A 25,272-nucleotide genomic window follows, 5' to 3' on the forward strand; every position below is an offset into this window, starting at 1 on the left:
AAGCCCTCCTCTGCCTCGCCCGCCGCAGAGCCGACGTGCTCTACGCCATGCTCCGCGACGGCACCTTCTACCAGCCCCAACCCGCCCCAGCCCCTTGACCAAACAGATAGGGGCACCCCCCTCCCTCCCCCGGAGCTCCGTATGACTGCCGTGGATGAGCGGTCGTCCGTGGAGACCAGCAACGCCGCCAGTTCTGGCCTCTACACCTACGACCTCGCCCCGACGAAGAAAGAAGGGCGCCGCTGGGGCGCCTACAACGTCTTCACCCTCTGGGCCAACGATGTGCACAGCCTCGGGAACTACGCGTTCGCCATCGGGCTCTTCGCACTCGGACTCAACGTGTGGGGCATCCTGGCAGCCTTCGCGCTCGCCTCCGTCCTGCTCTTCCTCCTGCTGACGCTCTCCGGCTTCATGGGCCACAAGACGGGCGTCCCCTTCCCCGTGATGAGCCGCATCGCGTTCGGCGTCAAGGGCGCGAAGATACCCGCCGGCGTGCGCGGAGCCGTCGCCATCGCCTAGTTCGGCATCCAGACCTACCTGGCCTCATCCGTACTCAGCGCCCTGCTGGTGGCGATGTTCCCCGGCATGGGCCACCTGGACGACAACGCGGTCCTGGGCCAGTCGACGCTCGGCTGGATCACGTTCCTGGCCCTGTGGGCCCTGCAGATCCTCATCGTCAGCTACGGCATGCAGATGATCCGCCGGTACATGGCCTTCGCCGCGCCCACGACGTTGATCACCATGTGCGCGCTCGCGGCCTGGATGTTCTTCCGCGCGGACGGCTCCGTCTCCCTGTCCATCGACGCGCCGCTCACCGGCGGAGCGATGTGGCTGCAGATCCTGCAGGGTGCCGCGCTGTGGGTGGTGGTCTACGGCACCTTCGTGCTCAACTTCTGCGACTTCACCCGGTCCGCCAGGAGCCGCAGCTCCATCGTCCGCGGCAACGTGATCGGCATACCCGTGAACATGCTCTTCTTCGCCATGATCGTCGCGGTGCTCAGCGGGGCCCAGTTCAAGCTCGACGGACATGTCATCACCAGCCCCACGGACATCGTGCGGACCATCCCGAACATGTTCCTGCTGGCCGTCGCCTCGCTCGCCCTGATCGCCCTGACCGTCGCGGTGAACCTGCTGGCCAACTTCGTCGCGCCCATCTACGCGCTGGTCAACCTCTTCCCCCGGCGGCTGAACTTCCGCAAGGCCGGGCTGGTCAGCGGCGTCCTGGGGCTGGTGATCCTGCCCTGGAACCTCTACAACAGCCCCGTCGTCGTCAACTACTTCCTCGGCGGGCTCGGCGCCCTGCTCGGACCGCTCTTCGGCGTGATCATGGCGGACTACTGGCTGCTGCGGAAGGCCCGCGTGAACGTGCCCGACCTCTACACCGAGGACGCCCAGGGCGAGTACCACTACCGCCGCGGCTACAACCCGCGCGCCGTCGCCGCCTTCGCGCCCAGCGCCGCGGCGGCTGTCGTGCTGGCGCTCGTCCCCGCCTTCCACGCCGTGGCCGGCTTCTCCTGGTTCATCGGCGCCCTCCTCGCCGCCGCCGGGTACGCGCTCATCGCGGACCGCGGCGTCGCGCTCCGCGACGTGGACGGCGAGGCCATCGCCGTCGCCGCCGAATGACCGCACCACCAGTCGAAGACACCAACCAGCAGCAGAGGGCCGGAGCATGCGCATCCTCATCGTGAACGTCAACACCACGCGGTCCCTCACCGACGCGATCGGACGGCAGGCGGGAAGTGCCGCGTCGCCCGGGACCGAGATCGTGCCGCTCACCCCCTCGTTCGGCGCCGAGTCGGTCGAGGGCAACTACGAGAGCTACCTCGCCGCGCTCGCCGTGATGGAGACCGTCCGCGCCTACCGGGAGCCGTTCGACGCGGTGATCCAGGCCGGATACGGGGAGCACGGACGCGAAGGGCTCCAGGAACTGCTCGACGTCCCCGTCGTCGACATCACCGAGGCCGCCGCGAGCACCGCCCAGTTCCTGGGCCGCACCTACTCCGTCGTCACCAGCCTGGACCGTACGGTGCCCCTGATCGAGGAGCGCCTCCACGCGGCCGGGCTCAGCGCACGGTGCGCCTCCGTGCGCGCCAGCGGTCTGCCCGTACTCGCGCTGGAGCAGGACGAGAAAGCCGCCGTCGACGCCATCGCCGAGCAGGCCGCCCGTGCGGTGGAGGACGACCGCGCGGAGGTGGTCTGCCTGGGCTGCGGCGGCATGTCGGGACTGGCCGACCGCGTCGTCGAACGAACCGGGGTGCCCGTCGTGGACGGGGTGACCGCGGCCGTGAAGATCGCCGAGTCCCTCGTCGGCCTCGGCCTGTCGACGTCCAAGGTGCGGACGTACGCACCGCCGCGGCCCAAGGCGGTCCTCAACTGGCCACCGGTGGCGCGCTGACGCCGGTCCGGAGCGCGGGCCGCCGCGCCCGCGCCCGCACCCCCACACGTCATCAGCAGGCGAGTCCCCGCCAGGGGACGCCCGCTCGGAGAGTCGAACCGGAGGACGAGGCCATGATCCACCTGCACACCCGCGACGCGGTCGAGGAGTATCTGCGGGTGCGTGCGGATCTGTTCTGGGCCATGTGCACCGACCACCACAACGGCGTCGCCGCCCAGGAGATCGCGCGCACGGCCGCCGGCGCCTACAGCCCGCCCGTCATCGTGGAATACCTCTCCTGCGTCGCACTGCGCGACGACGCGCGGGCCGCCCTCCGCCGCGCCGGACTCGACCGCTGCGTGGGCGTGCGGTCGACCGGAGCGGGAGGCGGACCGCGCGCCGTGCTGCTCGCCGCGACCCGCGACCCCGCGGAACTGGAGGCCGAGGAACGCCGCACCCTGCCCGAGCGCGTCACCACGGCGTTGGGAAACGCGGGCATCCACCTGGAGATCCGCGACCACACCGCGCTGACCGCCGTGCTGCACGGCGGCGAGGAGGTCCGCCTCCGCCGCGCACGGCACCGGGCCGCCTGAGGGAACCACACAGGCCGCGGAGGCGTCGCGTCCCCTACCATGCCGGGCCATGGCGATGTTCGTGCACGTGACGTCCGCGGCGAACGCGCCGCGCATCCGGCGGTCCGGCATCCGCGCGGCCGGTCACGGCCAGGGCGGGGCGCGCGGGGTCCACTGCTTTCCGGTGCTGCCCTCGTACACGCTCACCCACCAGTGGGTGCGCGAGCTGGCCCGGTTCGGCAGCCGGGGCGGGCTCGTGGCCGTCCATCTGCGCCTTGCGGACACCGAGCCGGTGCTGGTCGGCCGGTACACGGACCGGGCGCGGAACGCCCAGGAGACCCTGCGCGCCGCTGAGGCCGTACGCCGGATCGCGGCGCTGCCCGACCCGCGCGGGTGGGAGGTGTTCGTCCCCAGGGCGGTCACGGCGCGCGAGGTGCACCGGGTCCGCGGCGCGCCCCGCGTGGCGGGCTGGCGCCACCTGCCGGACGCGCACGGGAGGCGGCCGTGCACCTGCGCGGGGTGCCGGGAGCGCGGCGGGTACGGAGCACGGCGGCTGCGCGAGCGTCTCCCGCACCCGCTGGACGGCCCCCCGCCACCCGTCCGGGTGCTGCTCGAGAGGGTCGCGGCGGCCGGCGACCCCGGCGACCCGGCCGTGCTGCGCGAGGCACTGCACTGGTTCGGCATGCGCCGTCGGGGCCCCCTCGACCAGTTGCGCCCTCTCGCCCGCCACCCCGACCCCGGGGTGAGGGAGGACCTGGTGTGGGCGCTGGCCCGCTGGTCGACCCCGGGGGTCGCCGCGCTGCTCGACGGTCTGGCCGAGGACCCGCACCCGGACGTCAGGGAGGCGGTGGAGGACGTCAGGGACGGCTGACCGCAGCCGCGCGTCACCCCGTCGCGGGAGGGGTGCTCAGGCCGTAGGTGCGCGCCGCCGTCCCCGACCACACCTGGACCTGTTCGCTCGGGGCCAGCGCGGCGGTGAGCGTGCGGGTCGTCGCCATGACGTCCGCGTAGCGGGCGGCCAGTGTGCACACGGGCCAGTCGGAACCGAACATCACGCGCTGTGGGCCGAAGGCGTCGAGGGCCGCGTCCACGCAGCCGCGCAGCTCCTCGACCGTCCAGGTGTCCCAGTCGGCTTCGGTGACCAGCCCCGAGAGCTTGGCGACGGTGTTGGGCAGCGCGGCCAGGCGCCGCAGCCCGGCCTCCCAGGCCCGGGTCTCCCCCGTGGCCAGTGGCGGCTTGCCCAGATGGTCGAGCACGAAGGTCAGTTCGGGAACGGCGGCCGCCGCCCGCTCCGCCGCCGGCAGTTGGTGCGGCAGGACGACGAGGTCGTAGCTGAGTCCCCGCGCCGCCACGGCACGCAGTCCGCGCAGAACGTCGGGGCGCACCAGCCACTCGGGGTCGGGCTCGCCCTGCACCTGATGGCGGATGCCGCGCAGGAACCGGCCGCCGGGCAGCGCACGCAGCCTGGACAGCTCCTCCGCCACGCCCGCAGCGGTCAGGTCCGTCCAGCCGACCACGGCCGCGATCAGGTCGCTGCCGGCCGCCAGGGCGAGGAGTTCGGGGGTCTCCCGCGCCTCGGTGACGGTCTGCACCAGGACGCTCGCCGTCACCGAGGCGGCACGGGCCTCGCCCGCGAACTCGGCGGCGGAAAACGAACGGCGCAGCGGTGCCATGGCGGGGCCGCTGATCCAGGGCTGGTCGCGCACGCTCAGGTCCCACACATGGTGGTGCGCGTCGACGACGTGCATGCTGGGCGCCTCTCTCCTCGTCACAGGGCTCGGGCCTCCCCCGGGGTACCGAGGGTGTCAGGTTCGTGGCCTGGCCTCAGGCGCGGGCGGCCGGGGGCGGCTCGGTGAGCCAGAGGTGCTCGATCTCTTCGAGCGACTTGCCACAGGTCTCGGGCACGCGGCGGGCCACGTACCAGGCGGCGACGGCGGACAGGAAGGCGAAGAGCGCGAAGACCGTGCTGCCGATGGCGTGCAGGACGTCGGGAAAGACCAGGGAGAAGAGGAAGTTGAGCAGGTACTGGGTGAAGGTGATCACGCCCATGCCGAGGGCGCGGGCGCGGAGCGGAAGCACCTCGGGGCAGTAGAGCCAAAACACCGGGCCCAGGCCGAAGCCGAAGGCGAAGGTGTAGACGAACACGCAGGTGACGGCGACAGCGGTGACGTCGGGGAAGAGGGCGAGGACGATCATCGGTGGCACCTGTACGGCCAGCGAGAGGGTCAGGAGCTTCACCCTGCCGAGGCGTTCGATGAAGGGCAGCGAGGCCGCCGTCGAGAGCACCAGGGCCGCGCCCACGCAGTAGTTGGCGAGGGTGCCGGCGCTGCCGGACCCTTCGGGGGTGAGGTGCTCGAAGATGATCGGGGCGTAGTAGACGACGGCGTTGATGCCGGTGAAGACCTGGAAGAACGTCAGGATCAGGGTGATGCGCAGGGGTCTGCGGTAGTGCCCGGTGAACAGCTCGCACAGCCCCGCGTGTTGCTCCACGAGGCTGGTGCGGATCTCCTCGACCTCGGCGCGGGCCGCCCCGTCGGTGGAGCGCAGCGTGCGCAGCACCGACTCGGCCTCCTTCACCCGGCCGTGCATCATCAGCCAGCGGGGGCCCGCCGGGCTGATGACCATGCCGGCCAGGAACACGGCGGCCGGCAGGGCACCCAGTCCCAGCATCCACTCCCAGGCACCGGAGGAGGAGAGCACGTCGCCGACGGTGAACGCGACGAGGATGCCGACGTTGACGGACAGCTGGTAGAGCGCGGTGATGCGGCCGCGCAGATGCTTGGGCGCGAGCTCGCTCAGGTAGATGAGGCCGAACATGTTGGCCAGGCCGACCGCGAAGCCCAGGACGAACCGGGAGACCATGAGCGTGGCGGCGTTCGGGGCCAGGCCGCAGCCGATCGAGCCGACAACGAAGATGATGCCCGCCAGGACCAGCAGGTGCCGGCGGTCCCAGCGCCGTGCGGCGAGCGAACCGGCGACGATGGCCGGCAGCGCGCCGAGCAGCAGCAGGCTGGTGACCAGGCCCTGTCCTGTGGAGCTGAGGCCGAAGTCGTCGGTCAGCGGTTCGAGCGCTCCGGATATGGCGCCCGAGTCGTAGCCGTACAGGACGCCCGAGAGACCGCCGAGCACGGCGACCCAGTGCACTCTTCCGGGTACCGCTCCCCCGTCCTGCGCTCGGGCGGCCGCGCCCGTCCGTATCTGTGTCACGGGTTGTCGTCCTTCCGGGTCGGATCGGTTCTCACTGCCCCGACAGGCCACGGACGCGGTGACCTCACGGCCGCCGGTCCGCTTCTTCTCGGGGGTCGGGCAGCTGCCACACCACCGGCAGCCCGGCGTCCGCTCCGCGGGCGGAGTAGTCGTGCACCACGTCGAGGAGTTCGGCCATCCGCGCCTGCCAGCCGACGTTGACCGGAAGGCGCTCCAGCTCGGCGAGCAGCCGCGCGTAGTCCTCGCACTCGATGAGGTGGAACAGGTCCGTGCCGCCGCGCCAGATCGTCCAGGAGGTGCACCCGGCCGCCCGGATGGCGGCGGACAGTCCGGCGGGCACCTCCCGGTGCGCCGCCTCGTACTCGGCGATGCGCTCCTCGCGCACGCGCGTGTGCAGAGCAACCCTCATGACGTCACCTTTCGGTGTCCGGTGTGGCCGAGCAGTCCGGAGGAAGCGAGCGCCTCCCACAGGCCGTCGGGGAACGGCCTTCGGAACTGGGCGGCCGCGTCCCGGACTTCGGCCGGGGTCCGCAGGCCCAGCAGCACCGCGGCGACGGCGGGGTGGCCCAGCGGGAAGCGCGCTGCGGCGGCGCGCAGGGGCACCCCGTACTCCGCGCAGATCCGCCCCAGGCCCTGCGCCCGCTCCAGCAGGTGCCGGGGAGCGGGCCGGTAGTCGTAGGTCGCCTCGGGCCGCGGGTCGGCGAGCACTCCGGAGTTGAAGACGCCCCCGGCCACCACCGAGGTGCCCCGCGCGTGGGCGGCGGGCAGCAGGTCCGCGAGGCCGCTGCGGTCGAGCAGGGTGTAGCGGCCGGCGAGCAGGACGGCGTCGATGTCGGTGTCGCGCACGAACCTGGCGGGCATCGCGGTGGTGTTCATGCCGACGCCGATCGCCTTGACGACACCCTCGCCTCTGAGGCGTTCCAGCGCGGGGTAGGCCTGGTCGAGGACTGCACGCTCGTGGTCGTCCGGGTCGTGGAGGTAGACGATGTCCACCCGGTCGAGTCCGAGCCGTTCGAGGCTGGCCTCCAGGCTGCGGCGGACTCCGTCCGCGGTGAAGTCCCACACTCTGCGCTGGTCGGCCGAGACGGCGAATCCGTGGGCCATGTCGTCGCCCCGCGCGCCACTGACCGGTTCGAGGAGTCGTCCGACCTTTGTGGAGACGGTGAAGTCGTCCCGCGGCCGCCCGCGCAGCGCGGCGCCCAGCCGCCGTTCGGCCAGACCGAGCCCGTAGTGCGGCGCCACGTCGAAGGTGCGCACCCCCTCCTCCCACGCGGTGTCCACCGTGGCCAGCGCCTGCTCCTCGCTCACCGCCTCGTACAGGTTGCCGAGGCAGGCGGCGCCGAAGGCGAGCCGGGTCACCCGAGCCGTGCTCCCACCGAGCACGGCATGCGGCAGTACGCCGCTCATGTGCCGGCCGGCCGCAGGCGCAGCCCCGACATGCCGCCGTCGACCGCGAGTGCCGTACCGGTCACCGATCCGGCGCCGGGCGAGGCCAGGTGGACGATGGCGGCGGCGACCTCCTCGGCAGCGACGAGGCGGCCGTGCGGCTGGCGGGCCTCGAGCGCCCGCCGCTCGGCCTCGGGGTCGTCGGCCGCCGCCAGCAGCCGACCCACCCAGGGCGTGTCGACCGTCCCGGGGTTGACGCAGTTGACGCGGATGCCCTCGCGGACGTGGTCGGCCGCCATGGCCAGCGTCAGCGCGTGCACCGCGCCCTTGCTGGCCGAGTACAGGGCGCGCTGCGGCAGCCCCGCGGTGGCCGCGATGGAGCAGGTGTTGACGATCGCGGCACGCGGCGAGCGCCGCAGGTGGGGCAGGGCGGCGCGGGTGGTGCGCGCGATGCCGACGACGTTGACGTCGAGCACCCGCTGCCACTCGGTCTCGGTGTTGTCCGCGACCGTGCCCGCGGCCCCGATGCCCGCGTTGTTGACCAGGATGTCGATGCCCCCGAGCAGGTCGGCAGCGCGCTGGACGGCCGAGCGGACGGAGGCGTCGTCCGCGACGTCCGCCCTGATGCCGTGCAGCGGTGCCTCCACCTTAGAGGGCTCCAGGTCGAGCACGGCGACCTCGGCGCCGCCGTCGGCCAGCCGCCGGGCGGTGGCCCGGCCGATTCCCGAGGCTCCGCCGGTGACGACGGCGCGCAGTCCGGTGAGTTCCTGCGTGGTCATGCCTGGACCTCCGCGGGGTCGGTGGCGCCCTGGCCGTCGCCGCGCCGGGCGAGATCGGCGGCCCAGAAGCGGCCGTGTGGATAGGTGTAGGCGGCGATCGACTCCGGGCTCATGGCTGCGGAGAAGCCCGGCGTGAGCGGCGCGGCGTAGTGCCCGTCCCGGATCACCACCGGGTCGCGGAAATGCTCGTGCAGGTGGTCGACGTACTCGATGACCCGGTCCTCGGTCGTGCCCGACACCGCCACGAAGTCGAACATCGACAGGTGCTGCACCAGTTCGCACAGGCCGACACCGCCCGCGTGCGGGCACACCGGCACACCGAACTTCGCGGCCAGCAGCAGGATCGCCAGGTTCTCGTTGACGCCGCCGACCCGGGCCGCGTCGAGTTGCAGCACGTCGATCGCGTCCGCCTGGAGCAGCTGCTTGAAGACCACCCGGTTGTGCACGTGCTCGCCCGTGGCGACCTTGACCGGTGCCACCGCGCGCCGGATCGCGGCGTGCCCGAGCACGTCGTCGGGGCTGGTCGGCTCCTCGATCCAGTACGGGCCGAACTCGGCCAGCCGGCTGATCCAGGCGATGGCCTCGGGCACGTCCCAGCGCTGGTTGGCGTCGATGGCCATGCGGAAACCGGGGCCGACCACCTCGCGGGCGGTGCGGCAGCGCCGGATGTCGTCCTCGAGGTCGGCGCCCACCTTCAGCTTGATCTGCCGGAAGCCCGCCGTCATGGCCTCCTCGGCGAGCCGGGCGAGCTTCTCGTCCGGATATCCGAGCCAGCCCGGCGAGGTGGTGTACGCCGGGTAGCCGCCGCGGTGCAGCTCCTCCTCCCTGGCCTCGCGGCCCGTACGGGCGTGGCGCAGCAGGTCGAGCGCCTCCTGCTCGGTCAGCGCGTCGGTCAGGTAGCGGAAGTCGATCTGGGAGACCAACCACGCGGGTTCGGCGTCGGCCAGCAGCTTCCACAGCGGCTTGCGCGCCTGCCTGGCCGCCAGGTCCCACGCGGCGTTGACGACCGCGCCGACGGCCATGTGCATGACCCCCTTCTCGGGGCCGAGCCAGCGCAGTTGGCTGTCCCCGGTCAGGGCTCTGCTCAGCGATCCCGGGTCCGCGCACACCTCGGCGACCGGCCGTCCGACCACGTGCCCGCGCAGCGCCTCGATGGCCGCGACCTGCACGTCGTTGCCCCGTCCGATGGTGAAGGTGAACCCGTGCCCGTCGAGCCCCTCACCGGCGTCGGTGCGCAGGACGACGTACGCGGCGGAGTAGTCGGGGTCCGGGTTCATCGCATCGGAACCGTCCAGCTGCCTGGAGGTCGGGAAGCGGACGTCGTAGGTGTCCATCGCGATGATCCGTGCAACGTCTGCGGACAACTGGGTTCCTTTCGCAGCCTGCCCCGCGGCGGCGCCACCGTTGCGTCGAGGGAGCATCCAACGCCTCAGAGATCGGATGACTGAACGACCGAGTCGACAGTATTCCCGGGCGACCGAGCCGCGCAAGGAAAGATCGGATCTCTTTTCGCGCCACTCGGTACCGAGGTGCGCGGGGCCTGCGCCGCTTGCGGGGCTCGTGCGCTGATTCCCCTGCGTGTGCGCTGAGCGCCGCTGAGTGCGTTGGGTCCGCTCCGCGGAGCGGCGCGCACCCGGCGCCTCGAGTCCTCCCGCACCGCGTTCAGGGCCGCAGGGTGACGACCCCGCCGTCCGGAAGGGTCACCTCCCTTCGCCGGCCCTCCGCCACCACCGTCACCCGGGCTCCCGCCGCACCGTGGAGAGTCGCCTCGGTGAAAGCGCCCCGCGCCCATGCCAGATCGAGCCGCAGCCCGCCGCGCAGCCCGATGCCGGTGACGCGTCCCGCCTCCGCCCACGCGTCCGGCAGCGCAGGCAGCAGTTCGACATGCCCTGGGCGCGACTGGGCGAGCATCTCGATCATCGCCACCGGCGTGCCGAAGTTGGCGTCGATCTGGAACACCGAGGCGGAGCCGGAGAGCCGGTACATGTCGAACATGTTGATGCCGGAGCCGTTGCCGTGGTCCACCGAAGGCCTCATGACCGTCCGCACCAACCGGTACGCCTTCTCCGCGTCCCCCAGCCGGGCCCAGCACATGGCACGCCAGGCGCACGCCCAGCCGTAGCTCTCCATCCCGCGCGCGGTGAGCAGCTTCCTGACCCCGTCGAGCAGCTCGGCGGGTGAGTCCTCGACGGTGATCCTGTCCCCGGGGAAGAGGCCGACCAGCGGGGAGAGATGGCGGTGCTCCTTCTCCCCCAGGTTCTCCTCGGACATCCACTCCTTCAGCCATCCGGTGGTGGAGCTGACGCCCGGCAGGTGGAGCCGGGAGCGCAACCCGGCGACGGTGCGGGCGAACGCGGCGTCCCTGCCGAGCTCGTCCGCCGCGGCGCCGTAGTTGCCGAACAGCTGCCACAGCAGCTCCTGCGCGTAGGTGATGCCGCGTGCGTTCTGGGGGCCGTGCTCGGGTGACCAGTCGTGGTCGTCAACGAGGACCCGGCGCTCGCGCCCCGTGCCGGGGTCGGCGACCGTCACCTCGACGAGCCGCGCCTCCCAGAACTCGCACGCCCCCTTGAGCAGCGGGTAGATCTTCTCGAGGTGCTTGGTGTCCCCGGTGTACTGGTAGTGCTCGTACAGGGAGTTGCACAGCCAGGCGTTGCCGGCCGGGTGCCACCTCCAGCCGTTGCCGCCGAAGATGTTGGTGGAGAAGGCCAGGGTCCAGCCCGCGAGCTTCTCCGAGGTGTTGCGGAAGGTGTTGCGCGGGTCTTGGAAGTGCTTTTGCGTCGTCTTCTCCCACACGGGCTGCTGGGCGAGGCAGTAGTCGGTGAAGGCGTCGAAGCACGCGCTCAGGCCCGCGCGGTCGGGCAGCCAGTAGTTCATCTGGACGTTGATGTCGGAGTGGTAGTCGGACATCCATGCCGGATCGTTGCGGTCGATCCACGGGCCCTGGAGGTTGACGGGCAGGCTGTCGCGGGAGCCGCAGATCATCAGGTAGCGGCCGAATTGCAGGTAAGCGGCCTCCAGTTCGGGGTCGGGCGCGGCGTCCGTCCCGGCGGCTGCCGCGAGCCGGGCGGCCGTGTCCATGCCGCGCTGCTCGTCGGTGGAGGGGCCCAGGTCGACGCTCATCGCCTGCTGGAGGCGCTGGTGATCGGCGACGTGTGTGGCCAGCAGCCGCCGGCCGGGCGTGGCGGCCGCCGAGGCGGCCTTCGCGCGCGCCACCCGCAACGGGTCGAGGGACGCGTCCTTGAAGCCGGCCGAGGCGTCCGGCGCGTAGTTGGTGCCCGCTGAGACGACCAGGTTCACCTCGGAGCAGTCCTCGAAGGTGACCCGGTTCCCGGAGGCGGAGACCGTTCCGCCCGCGCCGACCGCCTTGAGCAGCGCCGCGTATCCGAGCCCGTTGGCCAGTGCGGCCGTGAACCAGGTCTCGGCCGCGCCCGCGTCCGCGGACGTCTCCTCGTCTCGCGTACCGGCGAGGGACAGCTCGCCCGTGCAGCTGCCGCCGGTCTGGGTCAGCCGTATGACGAGCACGTCGTCCGGGTGGCTGGCGTATACCTCGCGCCGGTACGACGCGGTGCCCACCGTGTAGGTGGTGACGGCGAGGCCGTTGCTCAGATCGAGCGTCCGCCGGTAGTCCGAGACCGCTGACGCGGTGTGCCCGGGGATGTCGAGGTACAGCCGCGCCAGCTGTCCGAAGCTGCCGAAGGTGTCGGGCTCGTAGGGGAACTGGCCGTCCGGGCCGAGCGTGTCGTTGGCGCCTCCGCTCCACAGGGTCACGTCGGCGAGGTACAGCGCGTCGTGCGAGGCGTTCTGGGTCGTCAGGGCGCCCAGGCGTCCGTTGCCGACCGGCAGCCCCTGTTCCATGATCGAGGATTCGTCGCCTGGCGTCCCGTACCAGAGGGCCACGGCCTCCTCGCCGGGAACCAGGGCGGGCGACGGGGGCCGGTCGGCGGCGTACGCGGGACGGGAGAACTGTGGCAGGGAGGAGAGCGTGAAGGCCGCGCCCAGCGCGGCGGCCGTGCGCAGCAGCGCGCGCCGGGAGGTGCCGGTTCCCGGCGAGGGATCGGAGGAAGGCGAGGGAACGGAGGGCCGTGAAGGATCGGAGGAGTCGGAGTGACCGGACGAGTGGCCTGCGGAGGTGTGCGGGGGGATCACGGGCGCGTTCGCCTTCCGTCGGTCGGTGCTGACGCACCGGAGAGGTCCGATACATCGGATGACTGCCGACAGAGCTTAGGAAAGGGCAGCGCGGTGCGACAGGGTCCCGACCATGATTTTCCGGCCCGCGGCGTGCGCGCAGCGGTGTCGGGCGGAGATGTGACGCACGGCGCGTCCCCAGGGGTGATCGGGCGCGTGCCCACGGCGCGTGCGGGGTACTCGGCATCGGCCGGCCACCGCCGGGCCGCGCGCACCCAAGAGCAAAGGAGGGGACGCCATGCCCGCACACGGCACCGTCGCGCAGCGTCTCGTCGACACCCACCTCGTCGAGGGGAAGGCCGAGGCCGGCGAGGAGATCGGGCTGCGGGTCGACCAGACGCTGACCCAGGACGCCACGGGCACGCTGGTGATGCAGGAGCTGGAGGCGCTGGGCCTCGACCGGGCGCGGACCGAGGTCAGCGTCCAGTACGTGGACCACAACATTCTCCAGGCCGACGAGCGCAACGCCGAGGACCACGCCTTTCTGCGCTCCGCTGCCCATCGCTTCGGCCTGTGGTACTCCAAGCCCGGCAACGGCGTCTCGCACCCCACTCACATGCAGCGCTTCGGCGTCCCCGGGAAGACTCTCGCCGGATCGGATTCGCACACGTGTGCGGCCGGCTCCCTGGGTATGCTCGCGGTCGGCGTGGGCGGACTCGAAGTGGCGCTGGCGATCGCCGGGCGCCCCCTCTACGTCCGCATGCCGCAGATCTGGGGCGTACGGCTGACCGGCGAGCTGCCGCCCTGGGTGAGCGCCAAGGACGTGATCCTGGAGATGCTGCGGCGGCACGGCGTCAAGGGCGGCGTGAACCGGATCATCGAGTACCACGGCCCTGGTCTGGCCTCGCTGACGGCCATGGACCGCCACGTCATCGCCAACATGGGCGCGGAACTGGGCGCGACCGCCACGGTCTTCCCGTCCGACGAGGCCGTCCGCGCATTCCTGCGCGCCGAGGGCAGGGAGGCGGACTTCACCGAGATCAGCGCCTCCCCCGACGCCGCCTACGACCTCGACGAGGAGATCGACCTGTCGGCGCTGGAGCCGCTGGTCGCCCAGCCCTCGTCGCCCGGCGACGTGGTGCCCGTGCGCCAGGTGGCGGGCGAGCCGGTCTCCCAGTGCGTCATCGGCTCCTCCGCCAATCCAGGGCTGCGGGACTTCGCGGTCGCGGCGGCCATGGTCAAGGACCGGCGCACCGCGGACGGCGTCAGCCTCGACATCAACCCCACCTCCCGCGAGATCCTCCAGGACCTCACCCGCTCCGGCGGTACGTTCGACCTGATCGCGGCGGGCGCACGGCTGCACCAGAGCGGCTGCCTGGGCTGCATCGGCATGGGCCAGGCCCCGGCCGCGGGCCGCAACTCACTGCGGACCATGCCGCGCAACTTCCCCGGCCGCTCAGGCACGGAGGAGGACTCCGTGTGGCTGTGCTCACCGGAGACGGCGGCGGCCTCCGCGCTCACCGGCACCCTCACCGATCCCCGCGACTGGGCGGCGGAAACCGGAACCGCCGCGCCCGCGCTCCACCTGCCCGAGCACGCCTCCGTCAACACCGGCATGCTGGAGCCCCCGCTGCCCGAGGAGAAGGCCCGGACGGTGGAGCTGCAACGGGGCCCGAACATCTCGGCGCTGCCCGACCTCGACCCCCTCCCCGACGCCCTGACGGCGCCCGTCCTGCTCAAGGCGGGGGACAACGTCTCCACCGACGAGATCTCCCCAGCCGGGGCGAAAGCGCTGCCCTACCGGTCGAACATCCCCCAGCTCGCCGAGTTCACCTTCACCCGGCTCGACGCCGAGCATCCGCGCCGGGCCAGGGAGCACGACGGCTTCTACCTCGTCGTCGGCGGCGAGAACTACGGGCAGGGCTCCTCGCGCGAGCACGCCGCCATCACACCCCGGTACCTGGGCATGCGGGCCGTGGTGGCGCGCTCCTTCGCCCGCATCCACTGGCAGAACCTCGTCAACTTCGGTGTCCTCCCACTGGAGTTCGAGAACGGCGGCGACTACGAGCGCGTCCGCGAGGGCGACACACTCCACCTGGCAGACCTGCACGCCGCGCTCGCCCCCGACGCCGAACCCGTACTGCGGCTGCGCAACCAGACCCGCGACGAGGAGTACGCGGTAGGCCACCGTCTCTCCTCGCGCCAGCGCTCCCTCGTCCTCGCCGGTGGCATCATTCCGGCGCTGGCCACGGAGTGAGACCCGTCCGACGACGCGGCCCCCATTCGTCGGCTCGCCCTCCTTCTTCCGGTTTTGTCGCCCAGCCGACGCGTGAACGGGCGACGAACCTCGCGGTATCGGCCATACGGGGCGGCGAACTGGCCGATGATGGGACCAGGTTGCTGTCTCAGAGAGGGGTTCCAGGTGAGCGGGGCGGGTCACACGGCACCGAAGCCGGGCACGAAGCCGCACACGGCGCGGCTGTACGACTATTTCCTCGGCGGAAAGACGCACTACGCCGTCGACCGGGAGGCAGCCGTCCCGGCGCTGAACGCGAACCCCCACTCGATGGTCGCCGCGCGGCAGAACCGGGAGTTCATGCACCGCGCCGCGCTGTACGCGGTGAAGGAACTCGGCATCCGCCAGTTCCTCGACATCGGTACCGGCATCCCCACCGCGCCCAACCTGCACCAGGTGGTCCAGGAGGTGGCTCCCGAGTCCCGGATCGTCTACTCCGACAACGACCCCATCGTCCTGGCCCACGCCCGCGCCCTGATGAGCAGCACCTCCGAGGGAGCCACCGACTACATCGAAGCCGACGTGCGTGACCCGCGGACCATCCTCGATCACGCACACAAGACGTTGGACTTCGAAGCGCCCATCGCCCTGTCGGTCGTCGCGCTGCTCCACTTCCTCCCCGACGAGGACGATCCGTACGGGCTCGTACGCCGGCTCGTGGCCCCGCTGGTGCCCGGCAGCGCGCTGATCCTCTCGCACGGTGCCCTCGACCTCGACGACGGGCGGATGGCGGCCCTCGCCGAGCACTACCGCCAGGCGGTCACGCCCACCCAGTTCCGGACCAGGGAAGAGACCGCCCGCTTCTTCGAGGGGCTCGACCTGGTCGCTCCGGACATCGCTCCGACCTGCGAATGGCGGATGGACCTGGAGCTCGGCCCGGTACGGCAGCTGCCCGGGACCGTCTCGGCCGCCGAGGCGGGCGTCTGGGCGGGAGTGGCCGTCAAGCACTGACCCCACTCCCCCACCGGCGCCCCGGCCGACCGGTCCGCGCCGGTTGACCAGTGCCCCGCCCTGCCCACACCGGCACACGGCACCTGCCGTGCGGGCCGGGGCGCCGGTGCGCATAGGCTCGGCGGATGGCGAAGTACTTCGACGTGCATCCCGACAACCCGCAGCCACGCACCATCCGCACAGTGACCGACAGTATCCGGGCCGGCGCACTCATCGCGTACCCGACGGACTCCTGTTTCGCTCTGGGATGCCAGCTGGGCAGCCGCGACGGCATGACCCGCATCCGGTCCATCCGCAACCTCGACGAACGCCATCACTTCACGCTCATGTGCCAGAACTTCGCGCAGCTGGGCCAGTTCGTCCACGTCGACAACGACGTGTTCCGCGCGGTCAAGGCGGCGACCCCCGGCCGCTACACCTTCATCCTCCCCGCCACGAAGGAGGTGCCGCGCAAGCTGCTCCACCCGAAGAAGAAGACGGTCGGAGTCCGCATCCCGGACCACGTGGTCACCCAGACGCTGCTGGCCGAACTCGGCGAGCCGCTGCTCTCCAGCACCCTCCTGCTGCCCGACGAGGAGGAGCCGATGACCCAGGGCTGGGAGATCAAGGAGCGGCTCGACCACGTGGTGGACGCCGTGGTCGACTCCGGTGACTGCGGCACCGAACCCACCACGGTGGTGGACTTCTCCGGCGAGGCCCCCGAGATCGTACGGCAGGGGGCGGGCGACCCCGCACGCTTCATGTGACCGAGACCGAGACCGAGACCGGGCCGGGCCCCCGGCCCGGTCCCGGGGAAATCGGTTGTACGGGCCACCGCGCCCTGCGAGCATGCGCGGCATGACCTCCGTCTTCCGCGTCCCGTCGTGTCACGCGTGTCACGAGGCGACACGGCGGGTGTGCAGAGGTCCGACCGCCGCCCGGTAGAGGTGTCGAAGACACGTGCGGGTACCCCGAAGACACGTGCAAGGCCTCGATCCCGCCCGCTCCGCCCCGGGGCGCCGTGTCGCGGAACGACGGCATCCGTCCCCGGCCGCCGCGGCCCGAACGAACCCTGGGAGAAGCGATGCACCACCGGACCGACACCACCACCGGATCCGACCAGGACCTCTACCCGGCCGACCGTCTCGGCCACGCCCGTACCGCCGCCGCGAAGGCGGGGCTGGACGCCCTGCTGATCTCTCCCGGAGCCGACCTGCGGTACCTGACCGGCTACGACGCCATGCAACTGGAGCGGCTGACCTGCCTGGTCCTCCCGGCCGAAGGCCGGCCCTTCCTGCTGGTGCCCGCCCTGGAGGAGCCGGCCGCGCAGGCCTCACCCGCCGGAGCGCTGGGCGTGGAGATCCTCGCCTGGCAGGAGACCGAGGACCCCTACGGCGTCGTCGCCTCCCGGCTGCCCGCCTCGGCCACGCGCGTCGGCGTGGACAACCACATGTGGGCGGAGAAGACGCTCGCCTTCCGCGCCGCCCTGCCCCGAGCGGAGCAGGGGCTGGCCGGCACCGTACTGAGCGTGCTCAGGACGCGGAAGACACCGCGGGAGGTCTCGGCCCTGCGGCGCGCCGGGGCGGCCATCGACCGCGTACACGCCCGTATGGGGGAATGGCTGCGGGCCGGACGGACCGAACGCGAGGTCGGCCGGGACATCGCGACCGCGATCGCCGCCGAGGGCCATGCCCGGGTCGACTTCGTCATCGTCGGCTCGGGACCGCACAGCGCCAGCCCGCACCACGAGCTGTCCGACCGGGTGATCCAGCACGGCGACCCCGTGGTGGTCGACATCGGCGGCACCACCGCGGAGGGTTACTGCTCCGACTCGACCCGCGTGTACGTGGTGGGCGAGCCGACCGAGGAGTTCCGCAGGCTCCACGACGTCCTCCTGCGCGCGCAGCGCGCACAGACCGAAGCCGTGCGTCCGGGCATCACGGCCGAGCAGTTGGACGCCGTCGGACGGGACCTGATCACCCAGGCGGGCTTCGGTGCGTACTTCATCCACCGCACAGGGCACGGGATCGGTCTGGAGAGCCACGAGGAGCCCTACATCGTCGCCGGCAGCCGGCAGCCGCTGGCACCCGGCATGGCCTTCTCCATCGAGCCCGGCATCTACCTGCCGGACCGGTACGGCGCACGCATCGAGGACATCGTGGTGTGTACCGAGGACGGCGGGGAACGGCTCAACACCACTGACCGCGAACTGACCGTCCTGTCCTGACGCACCGGCTCCCCTTCCCACGACTTCGCCGGCTGTACGGGCAGGCGCGCGGCGCGGAGGGGACCTCGGCAGACCCCGCGTGGAGGCGCGGAATCCCGAGGTCTTCTACTGGAGGCCATGAGTCCGCATCCGTCCTGGTCCCGTCTCCGTTCTGCCTCCTCACGCCTGGAACGCCTGGGTGGGGCCCAGGCCGGGGCCCTCATGGGCGTCGCCTCGATGTCCACCGTCCAGCTGGGTTCCGCTCTGACGGTGCCGCTGTTCGACCGGCTCGGAGCGCCGGGCGCCGCCGGGCTGCGGCTGGCGTGGGCGGGCGTGCTCCTGCTGGTGCTGATACGGCCGCGCCGCCGCTCCTTCACGGGCCGCGACCTCGCGGCCTGCGCCGTGCTCGGTGCCGTGACAGCGGGGATGATGCTCTTCTTCATGCTCGCCATCGACCGCCTGCCGCTGGGTACGGCGAGCGCGCTGGAGTTCCTGGGCCCCCTCGCGGTCTCGCTGCTCGGTCCCGGAGGCGGACGCCTCCGCTGGACTGCCGCCGCCGCACTCGGCGTCGTGGCGCTGACCGAGCCCTGGCACGGTGGTGTCGACGCGGCCGGAGTGGCGTGCGCGCTGGCCGCCGCCGCGTGCTGGGCCGCCTACATCCTGCTCACCCAACGTGTCGGGGACCGCGTCACCGGCCTGAGCGGGCTGGCCGTCTCCATGCCGGTGGCCGGGATCACCGGGCTCGCCGTGGCAGCCCCTTCGCTGGCCGACCGCCTCGCCTGGCAGCCGGTGCTGATCATGCTGGGGCTGGCCGCGCTCAGCCCCGTACTGCCCTTCGCACTCGAGTTCCTCGCGCTGCGCCGCCTGACCGCGTCCGCCTTCGGCACACTGATGAGTCTGGAGCCGGCCTTCGCCGTGCTGGTCGGCCTGCTGGTCCTCGGGCAGGTGCCCGGCCCGGGGCCCGCGGTCGGCGTCGCCTTCGTGGTGGCCGCGGGGATCGGCGCGACGCGCGCCGGTGCCCGCGAGGCCCTGCCCGCGCCCGCCGCCGCGCCCGCCGCCGCGCCCGCGCCCGAACCCGTGCCTGATCCCGGGGAGCCGGCCCCCGCCTCGTCGGCCTGAGAAGCGTGAGGCCGCCCTCACGGGCTCGGCGGCAGGAAGATCAACCGGTCCGCGACCGCGTCCAGGTGCCGCGGTGGCAGGTCCGTCATGACGGACAACTCGACGACGGAGGAGAAGCCTCCGATCTGGGCGCGCGCCCGCGCGACCTGAGCCGCGCGGGGCGCCGGGATACGCAGCACCTTGGCCAGTGCGGCCTGAGGCACATTGTTGACGTCCACGAGACCGCCGTCGGGAAACGCGCGGTCGCCGAGGTCCACGCGGCCGATCTGCAGTTCCAGCGCCTGCCGCGGGTCGGACGCGGCCAGGGCGCGAGCGGCCTCGCGCGCGGCGCGCGCGTCCCGTTGGGCGGCCAGTACCTCGCGCTGCTTCTCCAGCAGAGGCCGGAACGTGTGGTGATCCGTGCCGTCGGGCTTCCACACGGCACCGCGGATCGCGAACGCGTGCCCGGTCCCGACGACGAAGTTCACGAACATCCCCGCCCCGAAAAGAGCCTCGCTGGTCGCGGACACGTCCGGGTCGAAGGTGAAGACGAGCGCGGTCGCCGCGAGGTAGGGCGCCGTCGCCACGGTCTGCCACCAGCGCTGCATGCGCGCCGCGGCGTGGATCATCAGCGGCGCCGCCGCGAAGCCGAGTGTGAACACAGGCAGCAACGCCCACAGTGTCGTCAGTACGGCCCGCAGCAGGTGTGCGCGCCTGATCGAGCGCTCCCAGTCGGCCATGCTGCCCCCCGGTGCAGTTCGCCGTCGGCAGTGGGTGCTGCCGTGGACCATTTTACGGACCCCGCCCGCGCTCGCCGCGTTCCGGAAGGACGCTGACACGGCTTCGTTACCGGCCCGTGCCACCGCTGTCCCACCACGGGGGCGGACGGGCCGGTCGCCGCGCCGCGCGGCGACTCGAACGGCCGGGCGGGGGCCGGACCTCTGGCGCGCCTTCCACGTGAGCGGGCGGGCAGCGGCGACCCTCTAGATCCGGCACGGACACACACGATTGAGCATGCCCCCCAGGGGTACACGCGCGCCGGACGGTCACCGTGGAAGGGAGCGGAAGGTGCTGAACGGCCCGGTCGGTGGCCCCACCGCCGCGCTGTCGCTGTTGGCCGTGGTCCTGCTCGCGGTGGGCGGACTCCACGGTCTCTCCCGGCTGCTGCGGGTCTCGGCACAGCCGTTGTCCGCCGTTCCGTTCGGCTCGGGTCTTGAGCCGGCCGAGCACGCGGTCAGCCGGTTCCACGTCCGCTGGTACACGGTCACCATGCTCTTCCTCGCCTTCGACATGGAGATGGTCTTCATGTACCCGTGGACGCTGGTGATCTCCGCGGTGGGTCCTGGCGCCGTGATCGAGATGTTCGTCTTCTTGGGGATCCTCTTCGCCGGGGTGACGTACGCCTGGCGGGAAGGCGCCCTGCGATGGACCTGACGGGCGCCCTGCTGCGGGCGACGGCCGCCCGGCCGCACGTGCTGCTGGTGACCACGCCGGGCGGAACCGCGGTGCGCCTGGCGGTCGAGCGGCACCTGCGCCGCCTCGACGTGCCGAGCGCCGACACCCCCGCGGACGCCGACGTCCTGCTCGTCGCGGGCCCCGACTGCCCCTCTCTTGAACCGGCGTTCGACCGGCTGTGGCAGGACATGCCCGAGCCGCGCTGCCGGGCCCGCGTGCGTGGCGCGGACGCGGTCTCCGATGTCGTCGACGACTGCCGCGCCGTGCTGGCGTCCGCGACCGGTCGACGCGAAACGGCCGGGCACGTTGAGGCCGGGTGCCCCTCGGCCGAGTCGCCGATGGCGGAGGTGGGCCCTGACCGTGACGGACTGACGCTGGATCGGCTGCACGTGCCGCTGGGGCCCTTGCTGTCCGACTGGCCGGCGGGGCTGACGCTCCGCCTCACCCTGCAGGGCGACGTTGTCGAACAGGCCCGCGTCGAGGGGGTGCCCGCGCCTGCGGCCGCGCCCTCTCCCCCGTTCTGGGCGGAGCCCTGGCTGCGTGCGGAGGCCGGGGAGCAGGTGACGGTGGGCGCGGCCGTCCGGCGCCGGGCGGCCGCGCATCTCGACAGCCTGGCCCGGCTGCTGTCGGTGGCCGGGTGGCAGGCCGCCGCGACCAGGGCCCGTCGGCTGCGGGACGAGTTGCTGACCGGCGTGGACGCCGCCGCCGTCCGGCCCCGCGTGGAGCGGTTCGCCCGCCGCGTCGGCCGGTCCCGGGTGCTGTACTGGCTGACCCGCGGGATCGGTGAGCTGACCGAGGCCGAGGCCCGGCGCGTCGCCGAGCGCGCCGCAACCGGCACAGCGGAGGCCGGGTTCGGCCCTGCGGTGGGCCAGATCCGCGGTGACGTCCCCGCCCGGTACCGGGCCTGGCTCGCCTCCACCGTGCACGCCACGAGCCTGCTGGAGGACGCCACCCCGCTGGGCACCGAAGGCGTGGGGCCGCGTGGGTGCGTGCGGGACGGTCTGAGGCCTTCGGCGGCCTTGGTCGGCGTCCTGCCTCAGCTGCTGCGAGGCGCCGAACTGGCGGCGGCCCGGCTGATCGTCGCGAGCCTCGACCCCGACCCCGACGAGCTGGCGACCGCGGCGCCGAGGGCAAGGGCCCATGGTTGAGGCGGGACGGTGGTGGACGGTGCTGCTCGCCCCGGCTCTGCTCCTGGCGGGGGCGCTGCTGGCGGTGGCCGCCGACACGTGTGCGGCCGCACAGCACGCGGGCCGTCGCCCTTCCCTGGGCGCGGTCGGGCGGCGGCTGCTGGAGGTGCCGCGTCTGCTGACGGCGCAGCCCCGCACCCTGCCGGCAGCCGACCGGCTGCTGTGGCGGCTGGGCGTGCTCATCGTCCCCGCGGCCGCCGTACTGTCCGTGCTGGTCGTTCCGTTCGGGCACCGCGGTGTCGCCGATCTGTCGGTGGGCCTGGTCTGGTTCAACGCGATGGAGGTGCTCACCTGGGCCGGGCTCTGGCTGGCGGGCTGGGGGCCGAACTCCGTGTTCTCCCTGGTCGGCGGCTACCGTTTCGTCGCCCAGGGGCTGGCGTACGAGCTGCCGCTGATGTTCGCGCTGATCTCCGCCGCGACCGGGGCGCAGTCGCTGCGGCTCGCAGACATCGTCGCGGCCCAGCAGGGGCTGTGGTTCGTGGTGTGGATGCCCGTCGGCTTCCTCGTCCATCTCGCGGGGGTGCTGGCCTTCGCCTTTCTGGGGCCGTTCGCCTACCCGGCGGGACACGATCTGGCCGGCGGCGTACTGGCTGAGGCGTCCGGGGTGGACAGGCTGCTGCTCCAGGCGGGCCGGTGGCTGTGGCTGACGGCCGGAGCCGCGATGGCGGTGCCGCTGTTCCTCGGCGGTGGCAACGGGCCGGTGCTGCCCGCCTGGGCGTGGTCGCTGCTCAAGACGCTGGCGGTGCTGGGCCTGCTGGTGTACGGGCTGCGCCGGGTGCCGGTGGTGCGCGCCGATCGCTATGTGGAGCTCGCCTGGGTGGTGTTGCTGCCGTTGACGCTCGTGCAGGTGCTGGCCGTGGCGTTGGTCGTACTGGTCCGCCAAGGAGGTTGAGAGTGGAGGCGGTGTCGCTGTGGGGCCTGGGCGTGGTGGCGCTCGCCTGCGCGGTCGCGGTGTTCGCCTGCGACTCGATGGCCCGGGCCACCTTCGCGCTGCTGGGTTCGCTGGTGTGCGTCGGCGGCGTGGTGTTCGTGCTCGGACTTCCGTACCTGGGCGTGGTGACCGTGTTGATGATGGTCATGGAGATGGTCGTGATGGCCGTCTTCATGGTCGCCTACATGATGAATCCCGCCGGTCTGATGCCGATGTCGATGCTGCACAACAAACGCGGCGCGCTTGGGATCAGCGCCGCGGTGTTCGCGTCGCTGACCGGCGCCGTCTTCCTGGTGGACTGGCCGCAACGGAGGGGGTCCCCGCCGCGCGACACGACGTTCCAGGTGGGGAAGGCGCTGATGGGCGGGCAGATGCTGACGATGGTGGTGCTCGGTTTCGTGCTGCTGGCCACCATGGTCGCGGCCACCGTCCTGGCCCTGCACCGTGGCCGCTACGACCGGCTCGGTGACGACCTCGACCGGTGCCCTGCCCGTGACCCGGCCGGCGGAGGGGTGGGCCGATGACCTTCGAGTTGGTGCTCGTCTTGGCGGCCGGCCTGTTCTCCGTCGGCCTGTTCGGCGCGCTGTCCCAGCAGTCCATCGTCATGATCATGATGGGGATCGAGCTGATGATCGGCGGGGTGATCGTGGCCGCGGCCGACTTCTGGCACTTCCTGGCTCCGGCCGCCGCGGACGGCCAGGTCGTCATCGTGGTCGCGGTGGTGGCGATGGCGGTGGAGATGGCCATGGGCTTCGCCGTCACCACCGCCCTCTACCGCGCCCGTCAGGTGGACACGACCGACATGGCCAGGGAGTTGAAAGGGTGAGCGCGCTGCTGTGGGCGCTGATCGCTCTCCCGCTGGGCGCGGGAGCCGCGCTGCTCCTGAGCGGCCGCCGCTGGAACGCCCTCGCCCCCGGGCTCGGACTCGCGGCCGCGGCGGGCACCTTCGGGCTCGCCGTCGCCTCTGCGGTGTTCCGGCCCGAGGCGAGCGCCCCGCTGTTCGCCGGGGTGCGCGCCGGGCTGCGGGTCGACGGCCTCTCCGCCGTCCTCGTGGTCGCGGTCGCGGCGGTCACCACGGCGGTGCTCGTGGCCTCGCCCGGTGAGCTGGGGCCGCGGGAGAACCGGGGGCGGTTCTTCGGGCTGATGCTGCTGTTCGCCGGTGCGATGACGGTCACGGTCACCGCGACCACCCTCCCTCCGCTGCTCATGGCCTGGGAGGTGATGGGGGCGACCAGTTGGGCGCTGATCGGTTTTTGGTGGCACCGGCCGGACCGGGTGCGGGCGGCCGACACCGCGTTCGTGACCACGCGCGCCGCCGACCTGGGCCTCTACCTCGCCGCGGGCGCCGCCATGGCCGGCGGGGTGGGCTCCCTCGACCTCACCGCGCTGACCGGCGCTCAGGGAGGGTGGCGGCACGTGGCGTGTGCCGGCCTCGTCGTCGCGGCGCTGGGCAAGTCAGCGCAGCTGCCGTTCTCGTTCTGGCTCTCGCACGCGATGCGCGGCCCCGGCCCGGTCTCCGCGCTGCTGCACTCGGCCACCATGGTCGCCGCGGGCGCCTACCTGCTGCTGCGCCTGCACCCCCTGCTGGTGGCGACCGGGTGGGCCGCTCCTCTGGTCGCCTGGACGGGAGGCGTGACCGCGCTGGCTCTCGGCGTGGTCGCCGTGGCGCAGCGCGCTCTCAAGCAACTGCTGGCCGCGTCGACATCTTCCCAGGTCGGCTTCATGGTGCTGGCCGCCGGCGTGGGCGATCCGAGCGGGGGCACACTGCAACTGCTCGCGCACGCCGCCGCGAAGTCGGCGCTGTTCCTGGCCGCCGGAGCCTGGCTGACGTCGCTGGGCACCGAACAACTGCCCGCGCTGCGCGGAGCGGTGCGCCGCCACCCGCTGCTGGGAGCCGGGTTCGTGGCCGGCGCGCTGGCGCTGGCGGGGCTGCCGCCGCTGTCGCTGTGGGTGGCCAAGGACGAGGTGCTGGCCGCCGCCCGCGCGCAGAGCCCGGGGCTGTACGCCCTCGGCCTCGCCGCTGCCGCCGTCGCCGCCGGCTACAGCGTCAAGGCGCTGTGGTATGTCACCCGTCCGCTGCCGCACGACCACGACCACGACCACGACCACGGCCAGGAACAGGACGGCGGGCGGCGCGGCGCCCGGGGGCCGACCCGCTCGGTGTCCACGCCCGTGGTGGTGCTCGCGGCAGCCGCCGTGTTTCTGGGCGTGGCAGCACTGCCGGGGCTCTCCGGCCCGCTGCGCGGCGTGCTCGGCGGCGGGCAGCAACACGCCCCCAACCCGTGGGAGATGGCGCTCTCGGCCGCCGTCGCCCTGGCAGCGGCGGGCGCGGCCTGGTGGTGGCTGCCGCGCTCCGCCCACGCCCCGCGTACGGCGTCCGCCGGGAAGCGGTGGGCGGCCGACTGGCTCTCCATGGAGCGGGCCGCTCGTGCCGTGCTGGTGCGGCCCGCGTTCGCGCTGGCACGGGCACTGGCCGCGTTCGACGACCGGGCCGTCGACGGAGCCGTACACCACCTCGCGCGCGGCGGCCTGACATTGGCACGGGGCGCCGCACGGGCCGACGACCACGGCCTCGACGGCGCCGTGCGGGCGGTGGCCGCAGGATGCCGCCGCCTCGGCGCGTGGGCGCGCAGACCACAGACCGGACTGCTGCACCAGTACTACGCCCAGGCCGTCGTCGGTTTCACCCTGCTGCTCTCGATCGTGCTGTTGGTGAGGTAATCGTC

Annotated in this window: 22 protein-coding genes and 1 pseudogene; 15 read left to right on the forward strand and 8 right to left on the reverse strand. The window is 72.6% G+C overall.

Annotation, left to right across the window (positions count from 1 at the left end; all coding sequences use genetic code 11):
• Positions 1-141: 141 nt before the first annotated feature.
• The 4 genes and pseudogenes from DTL70_RS14110 (at position 142) to DTL70_RS14125 (ending at position 3,817) form a co-directional block, all read left to right on the forward strand.
• Positions 142-1,623 (forward strand): annotated as a pseudogene (locus tag DTL70_RS14110) (NCS1 family nucleobase:cation symporter-1).
• A 46-nt stretch (positions 1,624-1,669) separates the two neighbouring features.
• Positions 1,670-2,395 carry an aspartate/glutamate racemase family protein gene (locus DTL70_RS14115; protein ID WP_114022272.1) on the forward strand — a complete coding sequence of 242 codons (726 nt, stop codon included), beginning with the start codon at positions 1,670-1,672 and terminating at the stop codon, positions 2,393-2,395.
• 113 nt (positions 2,396-2,508) lie between these two features.
• Complete coding sequence (locus DTL70_RS14120) at positions 2,509-2,967, forward strand: hypothetical protein (RefSeq protein WP_114022273.1); 459 nt, start codon at positions 2,509-2,511, stop codon at positions 2,965-2,967.
• Between the two features lie 49 nt (positions 2,968-3,016).
• Positions 3,017-3,817 carry a HEAT repeat domain-containing protein gene (locus DTL70_RS14125; RefSeq protein WP_181860929.1) on the forward strand — a complete coding sequence of 267 codons (801 nt, stop codon included), beginning with the start codon at positions 3,017-3,019 and terminating at the stop codon, positions 3,815-3,817.
• A gap of 13 nt (positions 3,818-3,830) precedes the next feature.
• Here DTL70_RS14125 and DTL70_RS14130 read toward each other — a convergent pair whose 3' ends face one another.
• From DTL70_RS14130 to DTL70_RS14160, 7 genes are all read right to left on the reverse strand, one after another.
• Entirely contained in the window at positions 3,831-4,694 is an 864-nt protein-coding gene (locus tag DTL70_RS14130) for an amidohydrolase family protein (protein ID WP_114022274.1), read from the reverse strand.
• A gap of 76 nt (positions 4,695-4,770) precedes the next feature.
• Positions 4,771-6,204, reverse strand: coding sequence for a sugar porter family MFS transporter (locus DTL70_RS14135; protein ID WP_114022275.1), 1,434 nt, complete (start codon positions 6,202-6,204; stop codon positions 4,771-4,773).
• 13 nt (positions 6,205-6,217) lie between these two features.
• Positions 6,218-6,562: an L-rhamnose mutarotase gene (locus DTL70_RS14140; protein ID WP_114022276.1), complete on the reverse strand. Its 345-nt coding sequence runs from the start codon at positions 6,560-6,562 to the stop codon at positions 6,218-6,220.
• Positions 6,559-7,560, reverse strand: coding sequence for an aldo/keto reductase (locus tag DTL70_RS14145; RefSeq protein WP_114022277.1), 1,002 nt, complete (start codon positions 7,558-7,560; stop codon positions 6,559-6,561). The genes DTL70_RS14140 and DTL70_RS14145 overlap by 4 nt, the downstream gene beginning before the upstream one ends.
• On the reverse strand, positions 7,557-8,318 hold the full coding sequence (locus DTL70_RS14150; RefSeq protein ID WP_114022278.1) for an SDR family NAD(P)-dependent oxidoreductase: 762 nt from the start codon (positions 8,316-8,318) through the stop codon (positions 7,557-7,559). Before DTL70_RS14150 ends, DTL70_RS14145 begins: the two co-directional genes overlap by 4 nt.
• A complete protein-coding gene (locus DTL70_RS14155; RefSeq protein WP_114022279.1) occupies positions 8,315-9,682 on the reverse strand; it encodes an L-fuconate dehydratase in 1,368 nt (455 codons plus the stop codon). The genes DTL70_RS14150 and DTL70_RS14155 overlap by 4 nt, the downstream gene beginning before the upstream one ends.
• Positions 9,683-9,980: 298 nt before the next feature.
• Positions 9,981-12,464 carry a glycosyl hydrolase family 95 catalytic domain-containing protein gene (locus tag DTL70_RS14160; protein WP_245979363.1) on the reverse strand — a complete coding sequence of 828 codons (2,484 nt, stop codon included), beginning with the start codon at positions 12,462-12,464 and terminating at the stop codon, positions 9,981-9,983.
• Positions 12,465-12,741: 277 nt separating this feature from the next.
• Between DTL70_RS14160 and DTL70_RS14165 the strand changes: the two genes are divergently transcribed.
• From DTL70_RS14165 to DTL70_RS14185, 5 genes are all read left to right on the forward strand, one after another.
• Positions 12,742-14,700: an aconitate hydratase gene (locus DTL70_RS14165; RefSeq protein WP_114022280.1), complete on the forward strand. Its 1,959-nt coding sequence runs from the start codon at positions 12,742-12,744 to the stop codon at positions 14,698-14,700.
• 165 nt (positions 14,701-14,865) lie between these two features.
• Complete coding sequence (locus tag DTL70_RS14170; RefSeq protein ID WP_245979364.1) at positions 14,866-15,690, forward strand: SAM-dependent methyltransferase; 825 nt, start codon at positions 14,866-14,868, stop codon at positions 15,688-15,690.
• A gap of 125 nt (positions 15,691-15,815) precedes the next feature.
• Complete coding sequence (locus DTL70_RS14175) at positions 15,816-16,436, forward strand: L-threonylcarbamoyladenylate synthase (RefSeq protein ID WP_114022281.1); 621 nt, start codon at positions 15,816-15,818, stop codon at positions 16,434-16,436.
• A 317-nt stretch (positions 16,437-16,753) separates the two neighbouring features.
• Positions 16,754-17,896: a M24 family metallopeptidase gene (locus DTL70_RS14180; RefSeq protein ID WP_114022282.1), complete on the forward strand. Its 1,143-nt coding sequence runs from the start codon at positions 16,754-16,756 to the stop codon at positions 17,894-17,896.
• A 117-nt stretch (positions 17,897-18,013) separates the two neighbouring features.
• The gene (locus tag DTL70_RS14185) at positions 18,014-18,994 is read left to right on the forward strand and encodes an EamA family transporter (RefSeq protein WP_245979365.1); all 981 of its coding nucleotides are present in this window, start codon (positions 18,014-18,016) and stop codon (positions 18,992-18,994) included.
• A gap of 17 nt (positions 18,995-19,011) precedes the next feature.
• Here the strand turns inward: DTL70_RS14185 and DTL70_RS14190 are convergent, their stop codons facing one another.
• Positions 19,012-19,713, reverse strand: coding sequence for a helix-hairpin-helix domain-containing protein (locus tag DTL70_RS14190; protein ID WP_114022284.1), 702 nt, complete (start codon positions 19,711-19,713; stop codon positions 19,012-19,014).
• A 331-nt stretch (positions 19,714-20,044) separates the two neighbouring features.
• Between DTL70_RS14190 and DTL70_RS14195 the strand changes: the two genes are divergently transcribed.
• Genes DTL70_RS14195 through DTL70_RS14220 form a run of 6 tightly spaced genes read left to right on the forward strand, consistent with a single transcriptional unit; the run spans position 20,045 to position 25,267 of the window.
• On the forward strand, positions 20,045-20,407 hold the full coding sequence (locus DTL70_RS14195; protein ID WP_242757869.1) for an NADH-quinone oxidoreductase subunit A: 363 nt from the start codon (positions 20,045-20,047) through the stop codon (positions 20,405-20,407).
• Positions 20,398-21,576, forward strand: a complete 1,179-nt coding sequence (locus DTL70_RS14200) for a hypothetical protein (RefSeq protein WP_114022286.1) — start codon at positions 20,398-20,400, stop codon at positions 21,574-21,576. Before DTL70_RS14195 ends, DTL70_RS14200 begins: the two co-directional genes overlap by 10 nt.
• Positions 21,569-22,507, forward strand: coding sequence for a complex I subunit 1 family protein (locus DTL70_RS14205; protein ID WP_114022287.1), 939 nt, complete (start codon positions 21,569-21,571; stop codon positions 22,505-22,507). The genes DTL70_RS14200 and DTL70_RS14205 overlap by 8 nt, the downstream gene beginning before the upstream one ends.
• Positions 22,508-22,509: 2 nt before the next feature.
• Positions 22,510-23,070: an NADH-quinone oxidoreductase subunit J gene (locus DTL70_RS14210; protein WP_114022288.1), complete on the forward strand. Its 561-nt coding sequence runs from the start codon at positions 22,510-22,512 to the stop codon at positions 23,068-23,070.
• The gene (locus DTL70_RS14215; RefSeq protein ID WP_114022289.1) at positions 23,067-23,372 is read left to right on the forward strand and encodes an NADH-quinone oxidoreductase subunit NuoK; all 306 of its coding nucleotides are present in this window, start codon (positions 23,067-23,069) and stop codon (positions 23,370-23,372) included. Before DTL70_RS14210 ends, DTL70_RS14215 begins: the two co-directional genes overlap by 4 nt.
• Entirely contained in the window at positions 23,369-25,267 is a 1,899-nt protein-coding gene (locus DTL70_RS14220) for a proton-conducting transporter transmembrane domain-containing protein (RefSeq protein ID WP_114022290.1), read from the forward strand. The genes DTL70_RS14215 and DTL70_RS14220 overlap by 4 nt, the downstream gene beginning before the upstream one ends.
• Positions 25,268-25,272 lie beyond the last annotated feature (5 nt).

The sequence above is a fragment of the Streptomyces diacarni genome, assembly GCF_003323715.1.
GTDB lineage: Bacteria > Actinomycetota > Actinomycetes > Streptomycetales > Streptomycetaceae > Streptomyces > Streptomyces diacarni.